At 61.7% G+C, this 12,223-nt stretch carries 10 protein-coding genes; 9 read left to right on the forward strand and 1 reads right to left on the reverse strand.

Translation table 11 applies throughout. The annotated features are described in order from the left end of the window. The first annotated feature begins 26 nt into the window (after positions 1–26). The 8 genes from tviB to P0D89_RS33815 all read left to right on the forward strand — a co-directional run bounded on the left by tviB (position 27) and on the right by P0D89_RS33815 (position 9,339). The gene (gene tviB / locus P0D89_RS33780; protein ID WP_408377785.1) at positions 27–1,304 is read left to right on the forward strand and encodes a Vi polysaccharide biosynthesis UDP-N-acetylglucosamine C-6 dehydrogenase TviB; all 1,278 of its coding nucleotides are present in this window, start codon (positions 27–29) and stop codon (positions 1,302–1,304) included. Between the two features lie 83 nt (positions 1,305–1,387). Beyond that, entirely contained in the window at positions 1,388–2,419 is a 1,032-nt protein-coding gene (locus P0D89_RS33785) for an NAD-dependent epimerase/dehydratase family protein (protein ID WP_408377786.1), read from the forward strand. 88 nt (positions 2,420–2,507) lie between these two features. Further along, on the forward strand, positions 2,508–3,872 hold the full coding sequence (gene murJ / locus P0D89_RS33790; protein ID WP_408377787.1) for a murein biosynthesis integral membrane protein MurJ: 1,365 nt from the start codon (positions 2,508–2,510) through the stop codon (positions 3,870–3,872). Next, positions 3,869–5,077 carry a glycosyltransferase family 4 protein gene (locus P0D89_RS33795; protein WP_408377788.1) on the forward strand — a complete coding sequence of 403 codons (1,209 nt, stop codon included), beginning with the start codon at positions 3,869–3,871 and terminating at the stop codon, positions 5,075–5,077. The genes murJ and P0D89_RS33795 overlap by 4 nt, the downstream gene beginning before the upstream one ends. Next, a complete protein-coding gene (locus P0D89_RS33800) occupies positions 5,074–6,198 on the forward strand; it encodes a glycosyltransferase family 4 protein (RefSeq protein ID WP_408377790.1) in 1,125 nt (374 codons plus the stop codon). The genes P0D89_RS33795 and P0D89_RS33800 overlap by 4 nt, the downstream gene beginning before the upstream one ends. 61 nt (positions 6,199–6,259) lie before the next feature. Further along, entirely contained in the window at positions 6,260–7,450 is a 1,191-nt protein-coding gene (locus P0D89_RS33805; protein WP_408377792.1) for a glycosyltransferase family 4 protein, read from the forward strand. A gap of 109 nt (positions 7,451–7,559) precedes the next feature. Next, a complete protein-coding gene (locus P0D89_RS33810; protein WP_408377794.1) occupies positions 7,560–8,297 on the forward strand; it encodes a DUF2334 domain-containing protein in 738 nt (245 codons plus the stop codon). 40 nt (positions 8,298–8,337) lie between these two features. After that, positions 8,338–9,339: a right-handed parallel beta-helix repeat-containing protein gene (locus tag P0D89_RS33815; protein ID WP_408377796.1), complete on the forward strand. Its 1,002-nt coding sequence runs from the start codon at positions 8,338–8,340 to the stop codon at positions 9,337–9,339. Between the two features lie 226 nt (positions 9,340–9,565). Here the strand turns inward: P0D89_RS33815 and P0D89_RS33820 are convergent, their stop codons facing one another. Further along, entirely contained in the window at positions 9,566–10,741 is a 1,176-nt protein-coding gene (locus tag P0D89_RS33820) for a glycosyltransferase (protein WP_408377798.1), read from the reverse strand. A 429-nt stretch (positions 10,742–11,170) separates the two neighbouring features. Between P0D89_RS33820 and P0D89_RS33825 the strand changes: the two genes are divergently transcribed. Continuing rightward, on the forward strand, positions 11,171–12,223 hold a 1,053-nt coding region (locus P0D89_RS33825), incomplete at its 3' end, for an EpsG family protein (protein WP_408377800.1).

Raw genomic sequence — 12,223 nt, forward strand, 5'->3', positions numbered from 1 at the left:
GGTAGCAAAAAAACAGGGGAGCAATCATGCACTCGTTAAACGAGCTGAAAGTCGCGGTAGTGGGTCTGGGTTATGTCGGGTTGCCGCTTGCGGTGGAATTCAGCAAGCGTCGCCCGGTCGTGGGGTTCGACATCAACAACGCACGCATCTCGGCGTTGCGCGAAGGGCGTGACGTTACGCTCGAAATCAGCGACGAAGAACTGGCCGCCGCCACGGGCATGAAGTTCACGGCGGATGTCGCCGAGATGAAGGGCTGCAACGTGTACATCGCCACCGTCCCGACGCCGATCGACGAATACAAGCGTCCCGACCTGAGTCCGCTGATCGGCGCGAGCGAAACCATCGGTAGCGTGCTGAAGAAAGATGACGTGGTCATCTATGAATCGACCGTCTATCCGGGCGCGACGGAAGAAGAATGCGTGCCGATTCTCGAGCGCGTGTCGGGCCTGAAGTTCAACGTCGATTTCTTCGTCGGCTACAGCCCCGAGCGGATCAATCCGGGCGACAAGACGCACCGCGTGACGGACATCAAGAAGATCACGTCGGGCTCGACGCCGGAAATCGCCGAACTCGTCGACGGGCTGTATCGCGAGATCATCGTCGCGGGCACGCACAAGGCGAGCAGCATCCGGGTCGCCGAAGCGGCCAAGGTCATCGAGAACACGCAGCGCGACGTCAACATCGCGCTGATCAACGAACTGTCGATCATCTTCAACAAGATGGGGATCGATACGGAATCGGTCCTGCAGGCCGCCGGTACCAAGTGGAACTTCCTGCCGTTCCGTCCGGGTCTGGTGGGCGGGCACTGCATCGGCGTGGACCCGTACTATTTAACGCACAAGGCCCAGGCCATCGGCTATCACCCCGAGATCATCCTCGCCGGCCGCCGCCTGAACGACAGCATGGGCGGCTACGTCGCAGCGCAGCTCGTGAAGGCGCTGACCAGGCGCCAGATCGGCGTCGCTGGTGCGCGTGTGCTGATCATGGGCCTGACGTTCAAGGAGAACTGTCCGGACCTGCGCAATACGCGAGTCGTCGACATCGTCACGGAATTGCGTGAGTACGGCGTCGAAGTCGATGTCTACGATCCGTGGGTCTCGAAAGAAGAAGCGCGGCACGAGTACAACCTGGACCCGATCGAGCATCCGGCAAAGGGCATCTACGACGCGACCATCCTCGCCGTCGCGCACAGCCGCTTCCTGGAACTCGGCGCCGAAGCGATTCGCGTATTCGGCAAGCCCGAGCATGTGCTCTACGATCTGAAGTACCTGCTGCCCGCAGCGGCGAGCGATCTGCGTCTCTGACCGATCCGCGGCACGTCGCGCAGCACGCAGCACGCCACGCCACCACAATGTGATGGCGTGCCCATCTCAAACGGAGGGCACCGATGCCTGATCGCTACGACATCATTAGGCAACGACTCGCGCAGCACCCGCAGCAGTGGCTGATCACCGGCGTGGCCGGGTTCATCGGCTCGAACCTGCTGGAAGCGCTGCTCAAGCTCGATCAGACCGTGGTCGGACTCGACAACTTTTCGACCGGCTACCAGCGCAACCTCGACGAAGTGCGTTCGCTCGTCTCGCCGGAGCAATGGAAGCGGTTCAGGTTCATCGAAGGCGACATCCGGCGCATGGAAGATTGCATGAACGCCGTCAAGGGCGTCGATCACGTGCTGCACGAAGCGGCGCTTGGCTCGGTGCCGCGCTCGGTGAACGATCCGATCGCGACGCACGAAGTCAACATCAGCGGCTTTCTCAACATGCTCGTGGCCGCGCGCGATGCCGAGGTGTCGAGCTTCACGTACGCCGCATCGAGCTCGACGTATGGCGACCATCCGGGCTTGCCGAAAGTCGAAGACCTCATCGGACAGCCGCTTTCGCCGTACGCCGTCACCAAATACGCCAACGAGCTGTACGCCTCGGTTTTCGCGCGCACGTACGGCTTCAAGACGATCGGCCTGCGTTACTTCAATGTGTTCGGCAAACGCCAGGACCCGGACGGCGCCTACGCCGCGGTCATCCCGAAATGGACGGCCTCGCTCATCCACGGCGACGACGTCGTGATCAACGGCGACGGCGAAACCAGCCGGGACTTCTGCTACATCGACAACGTCGTGCAGGCGAACATCCTGTCGGCGACGTCGGATGAAGAAGCACGGAACCAGGTATACAACGTCGCCGTCGGCGATCGCACGACGCTGATCCAGCTCTACGACGGCCTGCAGTCCGTGCTCGGCGACAACGGCGTGTCCTGCGATAAGCGTCCCGTGTTCGGGCCGTTCCGCGCCGGCGATGTCCGGCATTCGCAGGCCAACGTCGACAAGGCGCATCGGCTGCTAGGTTACGAGAACACGATTCCCCTCGCGGCAGGGTTGTCCCGGGCGATGCCCTGGTACATCCAGTTCGTGGCCCAACGGTGATGTCTTCAGGATTGCCCGCGTCGCGGGCGCACTTCGGCACGACCGATGTATCTGCAACGGATAGCACTTCTTTAGGACGGTAGCGTCAATGTCTCAGATCGCAGGGTGGCGAAGCCGTCTTCCGCAGATTCATCCTGACCATTCCCGGATCGCACGCAGTGCGGTCTGGGTTTCCCTGTTCGCGCTCATCGGCAAGTCGGCGGGCGCGCTCAAGGAAATGGCGATCGCGTATCGCTATGGCATCAGCAACGTCGTCGATGCCTATCAGCTCACGCTCACGCTGATCACCTGGCTGCCGGCGACGTTCGTCGCGGTCTTGACGGTCGTGCTCGTGCCGGCTTTGGTCGAGCTGCGCGCGAAGCCCAAGCAGGAGCAAGCAAAGTTTCTAGGCGAACTCGACGTGATGGCGACCGTCGTCGGCTTGCTGTTCGCGGTCATTCTCTACGTCTCCTGGCCGTATGCGCTCGATTTGATGGCGCGCAACCTGTCGGAAGAGACCCGCGTGATGTCGCGCCGGATGATGCTCGGCATGGTGCCGGTCGGCATCGTCATGTTGACGAGTTGCGTCTATGCGGCACGGCTCCAGGCACGCGAAAAGCACGTCAATACGCTGCTCGAGTGCGTGCCGGCGGTCGTGCTGCTAGCCTTCGTCCTCGCCTGGCACGACGCGAGTTCGCCTGCGCCCCTGATCTGGGGCAGCACGCTCGGCTTCGTCCTCCAGGCGGTGATCTTGCGCGTGCTCTCCGGGCGTGCCGACCAGATCCGCGCGCGACTCAGCTTCTCCCTCAGCTCGCCGCAGTGGCCGCACATGTATCGCGCAATCGGCGTGTTCATGATCGGCCAGCTGATCATGAGCCTCGCCACACCGCTCGATCAATATTTCGTGGCGGGTCTCGGCGACGGCGCCATCGCCACGCTCGGCTATTCGACCCGCGTGCTTGGGCTGCTCGTCAGCATGGGCGCCGTGGCGATCAGCCGCGCGACTTTGCCGGTTTTATCAGAGCTCTTGAGTGCAGGAGACAACGCTCGCGCACGAAGCATCGCGCTAAAGTGGTCGCTCTTCATGCTGGCGATGGGCTGCGTGGCGGTGGTGGTGGCGTGGTTCCTCGCGCCGATGGTCGTGAAACTGCTGTTTCAGCGCGGCGCCTTTGTCGCTGCGGACACGGTGGCGGTATCGGGCCTCTTCCGCTGGGGATTGATCCTGATCCCGTTTTACTTCGCCGTGCTGGTGCTGGTTCAGCTCTTCGCGAGCGAAGGTCGCTTTAAAGAAATGGCAGTCATCGCGGCGGCGAATTTCGCGGTCAAGGCGGTGGCCAATTACTTCCTCATTCGACGGTTCGGCATCACGGGGGTCGTTCTCGCAACTGGTGTCATGGGCGCGAGTTCGTTCGGGTGCTATCTGTTTCTCACGTTGTCAAACGGGTCATCAAGAAATAAGACGGGTTCGCTATGAAGATTCTGCTGTTCATCCATTCCCTGCATTACGGTGGTGCGGAGCGCGTGGCAATGAACCTGTCGAGCGAATGGGTCGCGCAAGGTCTGGATGTCAGCGTCGTGACGCTGACATCCACGGCGAGCGACTTCTATGAGTTGCACAATTCGGTCGAGCGCATTACCCTCGACCTCGCGGGCGCCACGGGAGGCTTCGCAGGCGCCATATTCGCGAACGCGTGCCGGATGCTGGCATTGCGCCGCGTGCTGAAGCAGGTGAGGCCGGATGTCGTGATGGGCATCGAGACGCGGCCGTCGATTCTCGCGATCCTGGCCGGCCTCGGCTTGCCCTGCAAGGTGATCGCGACCGAGCACATTCATCCGCCGATGCTTTTCGAAGGCAAGTTCTGGGAGACCTTGCGCCGCTGGACGTACCCCCTCGCGGACAAGGTCGTCGCGTTGACGCAGAAAAGCAGGATCTGGTTGCAGGAAAACTGCAATTGCAAGTCCGTGAGCGTCATTCCGAATTCGATCTCGCTGCCGATTCCGGTCGTCGAGCCTGTCGTGGCGCCGCAGGAAGTGGTCGGCGCCGAGCGTCGCGTATTGCTGGCGGCGGGACGCATGGCCCCGCAAAAGGGTTTCGACATTCTGATCGATTCCTTCGCCCGGATCGCAAGCGACTTTCCCGCGTGGGATCTCGTGATCGTCGGCGATGGCGACGATCGCCGCGCGCTCGAAGCACGAGTGGCGGCGGCTAAGCTAGGCGATCGCGTGCTGCTGCCGGGCCAGGTCGGCAACATGCCCGACTGGTACGAACGCGCCGATCTGTACGTCCTGAGCTCGCGGTTCGAAGGCTTCTCGATGACGATCGTCGAGGCGATGGCGAGCGGCTGCGCCGTGGTGAGCTTCGATTGCGACGCAGGCCCCGGCGACATCATCACGCACGGCCACGACGGCCTGCTGGTTGGTGCTGTCGGCGACCCGCAGGAACTCGCCGATGCCCTGTCGACCTTGATGAAGGACGACGAGAAACGGGCGCTGATGGCCGAGCGTGCGCGCGCAGTCGTCGACCGGTTCTCGGTGGCCCGCGTCTTCTCGCTGTGGCGTGACGTGTTCACGCAAATCGGCGTGAAGCCTTCGCGGACCATCGATCGGGCTTCCTTGCGGGTGACGGAGCGAGCACCGAGCTTCCACTCATCAAGCGGGCGGAGACCTGACAATCCATGAAGATCGTCTTGTTCATTAGCGCGATGCAGGATGGCGGCGCCGAGAGCGTCGCCGCGACGCTGGTCAATGCGTGGGTCGAGCGCGGCGACACAGTGACGCTCGTCGCCACGTATTCCGGACGGAGCACCTGCAATTACCCGGTGTCGGACCGCGTGAAGTTCGTTTTCCTGGCCGACCTGGTGAAGCGAAGCGGCCGCGGTCCGCTCGCCTTCGTCGAGCGCATGCGTGCGCTGCGCGCGCTCATGCGCGACAGCAAGGCGGACGTGATCGTGTCGTTCCTGACGAACGTGAACGTCGCGACGATTCTTGCCTCGCGAGGACTCAGCATTCCGATCATCGTGAGCGAGCACACCAATCCGCTCGCCGACCGCCGATCGTTGGTCTGGCGGATGCTTTGCCGGTTCGTTTATCCGAAGGCGAACCTCCTGACTCTGCTGACCGACGACGTCGTCGCACCGTACAGAAAGAGCGTGCCTGGGTTGAAGGACATCGCGGTGATGCCCAATCCGCTGCCCGATGGTCTGTTCCTGCAGCAACTGCAACAGCCCACCGCGCGCAAGCGCGTCATTACGCTGGGACGTCTGAACAAGACGAAGCAGTTCGATTTGCTGATTCGCGCGTTTTCGCTTCTGGCCGACGAGTTCCCGGACTGGGACTTGTGGATCTGGGGAGAAGGGCCGGAGCGCGCCGCGCTCGAGGCACAGGTCGGGCAACTGCATATGGACGAGCGAATTTTCCTGCCCGGCCGCACGCTGACCCCGTGGAACGAACTGGCGAAGGGCCAGGTTTTCGCGATGTCTTCGAGCCATGAAGGCTTGCCGATGGCGCTGATGGAAGGCATGGCGCTCGGACTGCCGGTCGTGTCGTTCGACTGTCCGAGCGGTCCGCGGGAGTTGACGCGCAACGGCGAGGACGGCCTGCTCATCCCGCCCGGCGACGCAAATTCGATGGCCGCCGCATTGCGCCGCCTGATCTCCGACGATCCGCTGCGCGCCGAGCTCGGCAGGAAGGCTGCAATCTCGGTGCGGGAGCGCTATTCGCTGAAAGCGGTATTGCAGATCTGGGACGGCCTGTTCGACCGGGTCGGCGCGCGGGCGAAGCACCTTGAATCGTCGCATTGAATAAGCAATACGGCCGTGACCTGCCGTATCCAACACAAAGCTCGGAAAGCCAGGGGCGGACATGACCGGACCTAAAGTCGTTCTCTTTGCCAACACCGATTGGTATCTCTACAACTTCCGCCTCTCGCTGGCGCAGAAGCTGCGGCAAGACGGCTATGAAGTCGTGTTGCTGTCGCCGCCGGGCGAGTTCGGGCCCAAGCTGCAGGCGCTGGGCTTCAGCTGGCACGCGATGCCGATGAACCGACGAAGTCTCAATCCGCTGCGCGAATTGTGCGTGCTCGCTTGGCTCGTGCGGTTTCTCCAGCGTGAAAAGCCCGACCTCGTGCACGGCTTCACGATCAAGAGCGCGGTGTACGGGTCGCTCGCGAGCAAGTTCGCCGGCGTGCCCGCGCGGATCAATGCCGTCGCGGGCATGGGCTACGTCTTCACAAGCCGCGATCTGAAGGCGCGTGTGCTGCGGCCCATCGTGCGCCAGTTGATGCGCTCCGCTTTGAACGGCCGGCGAAATGCGCTCGTCCTGCAGAACCCTGACGACGTCGCGGTTTTCAAGAGCGCGAAGATCGTCGATGACCGCGCGATCTGGCTCATCAAGGGATCGGGCGTGAACTGCTCGCGGTTCACCGCACGGCCGGTGCCTCATGAAGATTCGCGCGCTCCGCTGCGCGTCGTGCTGGCCGCTCGCCTCCTGTGGGACAAGGGCATTGCCGAATACGTCGAGGCTGCCCGGGCGCTGAAGGCTGAAGGTCGCACTGTGAAGTTCCTTCTCGCCGGCTCCCCGGACGATGGCAATCCGGCCTCGGTATCGAAAGAACTCGTCGAAGGCTGGGCCAACGAAGGCCTTCTCAACTGGCTCGGGCATGTCAGCGATATGCCGAAGATGCTGTCCGAAGTGGACGTCGTCGTGCTTCCGAGCTACCGCGAAGGCTTGCCCAAGACGCTGATCGAGGCGGCCGCGTGCGCATTGCCGCTGATTACGACCGACGCCCCGGGCTGCCGCGAAGTCGTGAGCAACACGGGCGAAGACGGCTTGCAGATTCCCGTGCGCGACAGCGCGGCGCTCGCCGACGCGATCCGCCTGCTCGACGACGACCGCAAGCTCTGCCGCAAACTCGGCCTCGCCGCGCGTGAAAAGGCCCTGAGGGAATTCGACGAATTGATCGTGATCAGCAAGACGCTGCGGGTCTATAGCGAATTGCTGGACCCGGTGCCGCACGAAGTCGTCACGGCGAGTCAGCGCGAGCGGCAGATTTGAACCCGAGCGGCACCGCCTGAGCGCCAGGGCAAGCCTCGCATCGATGCGTAATCGCGAGGCTTGCTCCAGGACAGATTCAAAGCAATATCTTGAAGGAGATTCAGTGGCTATGGTGGTTCCGAAATTCTTGCTGCGCTTCGATGACGTCACCCCGGAAATGGCCTGGTCGCGATTCGATCCCTTCGATGCGCTTTCCGAGGATCAGGACTTGCCGCTGCTGGTCGGCGTCGTGCCGAACTGCCTCGATGAGACGCTCGTCGTCGAACCGGCGCGAGACGCGTTCTGGGATACGGTCCGCGGCTGGGCGGATCGCGGCTGGAGCATCGCGCAGCACGGCTACACCCATCAGTACGTCACCGAGCACCCCGGGCTGTTGCGCCTTGGCAGCAAATCGGAGCTGGCCGGCCTCTCATACGAGGAGCAGTTTGCCAAGTTGCAGGCGGGAAAGACGATCCTTCAGGAACAAGGCGTTTGGCAGCCGGTCTTCATGGCGCCGTCGCATTCGTTCGACGAAGCGACGCTCCGCGCGCTGGCCGATCTGGACTTCAAGTACCTCACGGACGGGAGTGGCGTCTATCCGTACGAGTTCGGCGGTCTGACGGCCGTACCGCAGTTGTTCGCCACGCCGCTGAATTTTGGCTTCGGCGTGTATTCAATATGCCTGCACGTCAATACGTTGAGCGAGGCCGAAGTCGAGAAGATCGTCGGATTCGTTAAGAAGAATCGCTCGCGGTTCATCTCCTTCGAAGACGCCGCGAGCATCAGGAACCCCGTTCCGGGCGTCGCGATGGCGATGCGCTTTCTAACGTCTACCCCGTTGCGCGCCATGCGCCGCTTGAGGGGCTGAACTCTACATGGGGTGCATTGTGCGCAATAGACGAAGAGCGGTGAATGCTTTTCTCCTCGGCAGCATGGTGGGTGCCATTACCCGGCCGCTCGCTGCCGTGGCCGACGTCGTGACCGATCAGCACGCCTCGACCGGCGAAGTCGTCGACCGATGGTTTGGCGTCAGGGCTGACGGCAAGACGAATGACCGTGCCGCGCTTCAGAAGGCAGTCGATAGCGCAGTCGGCAAGACGCTCGTCATTACAGGCCCGTGCAGGCTCGATCAGCAAGGGCTGCACATGCGCAGCAACAGCCGCTTGCGCTTCATGCCTGGCGCCTCGCTCAAGCTGCTTCCCCACGACACTCAAAACTACGAGGTCATCCGTATCTGGGACGTGCGGCATGTCGTTCTGGAGAATCCCCGCGTCGACGGGAGCAAGGATCTGAACAGCGCGACCGGCGGAGAGTGGGGCATGGGCATATCGATCGCAGGCAGCACCGACGTGACGATCCTTTCCCCCACCACGACCAACTGCTGGGGCGACGGCATCTATATCGCGAACAGCTTCGGCAAGGGCCTGCCGTATTCGAGCGACATCCGCGTGAAGAATCACTACGCCTCCGGCTGCCGCCGGCAAGGCGTGTCGATCATCAGCGGCAGGAATATCCTGTTCGATCATCCCGTGTGGGAAAACATCGCCGGTATGCTGCCTTCCGCCGGACTCGACATCGAGCCGAACGAAAACACGGACATCATCGAAAACATCCGGATCGTCAATCCGACTACGCGTAACTGCCAGTTCGGCATTCTCGTGTATCTGGCAGCATTGCCGGGAAGCCGCGAGAAGACCGTCAGCGTCGTGATCAGCGGACACAAGGACGAAGGCAGCCGGGAAGCGGCCTATAGCGTCTCCGGATTGAAGATGAAAGGCAACGTGGTCACGGGCTATATCACGAGCATTTCGCCGACGTGGATTCGTCCCAAGCGGGACGCCTTCGTCAGCACCGACTATGACCGCGCGGGACCGAAAATTGATATCTCGAATCCCACGATCATCCGCTAGTGTCGTGAGTTAGCAGATGGTTCGCGTTGCTCACTGATGTGCTGAACCGACTCCATGAACGAGGCTTCATCGAAGACCCAGTCAACAAGGCGTAGTCCGTGATCTTTACCGAAGAAGGACTGCGCGAGTCCGAGCGGGTTTTTAATCAGCACTTCACCATTCGGAAAGAACGGGGAATTGATTCAACGAACTTCTGATTCACGACCCTAGCTTGATGACGTGGCGCTCAACGCGTCACGCCTTTCTCGCGCAGCAAGGTCGCGTACATCTCCCGATACTGCTGCCAGCATACGGAGATCGAGAACGATTCGACGATCCGCTCGCGCGCAAGAGTACCCAGCTTCTTGCGCTGCTCGAGACCCAGCGTCGCCATCTCTTCCAGCGCATGCGCCAACTTGACAGGATCTCGCGGCGGCACCACCAAACCCGTATCGCCGACGAGCTGGCCGGTATCGCCGACATCCGTCACCACGCAGGGAACGCCGCACGCCATCGCCTCGCCGACGACCGTCGGCAAGCCTTCCGTCCGCGATGAGAGGCACAGGATGTCGAACGCCGGCATGAGTCGATGCAGGTCGTTGCGGGCGCCCAGCATGTGACACACGCCCATCAGGCCGAGCTCGCTCATCCTGCGTGCGAGCGTCGTGTTGCTCGCATCGACATCCTTGCCGATCATCACGAAATGGCAGTCCGACACGCGTTGACGAAGCAGCGCGGCCGCACGCAAAAAGTTGTCGTAATCCTTGGCGGGATTGGCGCGCCCGACGATGCCGATCAGGATCGATCGGGAAGGCAAGTCGAGCGCGTCGAGTAGCGCGGCCCTGGCGCTGGCATCCGGCACGAACTTGCGGACATCGAAGCCGTTATGAATCACGCGCATCCTGGCGGGATCGTAACCGTAGGCGACGTGAGACTTGTACGACGCGTTGGCGCAGCAAATGACCGAGTCCGGCATCTGGTTCGAAGTCAATGCGCCGATTCGCGCGAGCGAATGCAGAAAGCGCCCGACCTTGGGCGTGGGCACTTCGGTCCGATGGATGCCCCAGACGAGCGCGAACTTGTGACGATTCCCGCGGACCCGGAACATCAGCCGCGCCAGCAGCGCCGCGACGCCGCCGAAAATATCGCCGTGATACATCCACGTCTGGACGACGTCGGGACGCGCATCGACGATCCACCTGGCGAGCATGACCAGAAGCAGAGGATTCGGCGCACCTTGCCGCATTCCCAGAAATTTGACTTCGGCGCCCGCGCCACGCAGACGCTCCGCCATGACATCCAGCGGCGACAGGGAAATGACGACGTGCGTGTCGCCAGCGGTGCGCGACTCCAAAACGAGGTTCAGCAGCAGCGTTTCGGCGCCGCCCACACCAAGGCCCGAGATGATATGGACGATCTTCATTGTGTTTGCACAGAGCGCGCATCCGGTGATGTGAAACCCGCTTCTCTATTTCTTTCGATTGGATAGACCAGTAGCGGAATTCTGATTAGCCTTCGTTCCCCCATCGCGCTCGCTCTAATTGGATTTGATAGGACGATAAGTTCAGTCGAAGGATAAGTGATCAAAGAGGCGCTTTACCGTTCGGCAACCAACACACATCGGGGACGCGATGCTCTGGTTATACAAATGAGGTACAGCGACCACGGATCTCGAGTCGTCGCAAAACTTGTGTGCCGTGCCGCTCGTAGGACAAATCGAAAAACTGATAGCGTTCAGGGGCGTAATGCGATGCGAGTTCCAACGCCGATTACCGAAAGCACACTTTAGCGGCATAAAAACGGACACAATCCGCCAGTTTGCAAAAGACTGGGAAGACGACGGACGAGAGATATGAAAGTGGCCCAACAACTCAACTCGAACCAGGTTCCCGCGGCCTTCCGATGGTTGCGCCCCTCCACGCTGGGATTCCTGGCAGTGCTGGCGTTCATCCTGTGCACGCTCGCCTTGGGCGATCGCACCCGGCTGCTCGACCAGGACAATTACGTTGCGTACTTCCGCGAAGCCGATCCGCTCTGGATCATGCATCTCTGGTCGAGTAACCGCTCGATCGTCCTCTTCCTCGTGAAGACGATCACGGATGAGCTCGGCTGGCGGGTCTGGGTGCTGGGCATCGATTCGCTGGGCGTCTCGCCGGAGATGGGCGTGCGCATCACGGTGATCGCGCTGAACGTGCTCATGGCGCTTGCACTGAGCCGCACGCGCCGGCCGCTCCTCGGGCTGCTGCTCTGGGCGCTGATCCCCACAGGCCTCGCGACGGTCGGGCTGTTCCAGATCCGACAGGGGTTCGCGCTGTCGATCGCAATGTATTTCGCAATGTGCCGGCGACAGCCGATCCGCGGCGCGCTGCTCGCCAGTATCGTCCACACGACGTTCGCGTATCCGGCGCTTTTCCTGATTCTCGCGCACGTTCTCACGAAGCGCAGCAGGACGCTCGCGATCGTAAGCGTGGTCGGTGCGGCGCTCGCGATGTCGCTGGCGTCGGCGTGGCTTTTCAACACGTTCGGCGGCCGCCGGCTCGAGGAGTACACGCAGCAGGAACAGTTCACGGTGAACTTCCTGATATCGCTCGTGCTGTACCTGGTCGTGCCGGCGCTCGTGCTGATGCTGCGTCGGAAGAATCTCGAGGACACGGCGCGCGAACTGGTCATTCAGAAGATCGCGATCATGCATATCGGGCTGATCATGTTCCTGATCATCTCATTCTTCGTATATCCGTTCGGGACGCAGCGAATTATCTACTACGGACCGCTGCTGCTCGCCTTCATGCTGCCGGAGGTCCGGCTCAAGAACTCGCTCGTCCTGTGGATGGTCGGGCTGATCCTGGCCCTCATCATGTACGACGTCATCAAGAACTATCAACTGGGTACCTACCGGTACTTTCTC

Source organism: Paraburkholderia sp. RL18-085-BIA-A (assembly GCF_046027075.1).
In the GTDB taxonomy this organism is placed as follows: domain Bacteria; phylum Pseudomonadota; class Gammaproteobacteria; order Burkholderiales; family Burkholderiaceae; genus Paraburkholderia.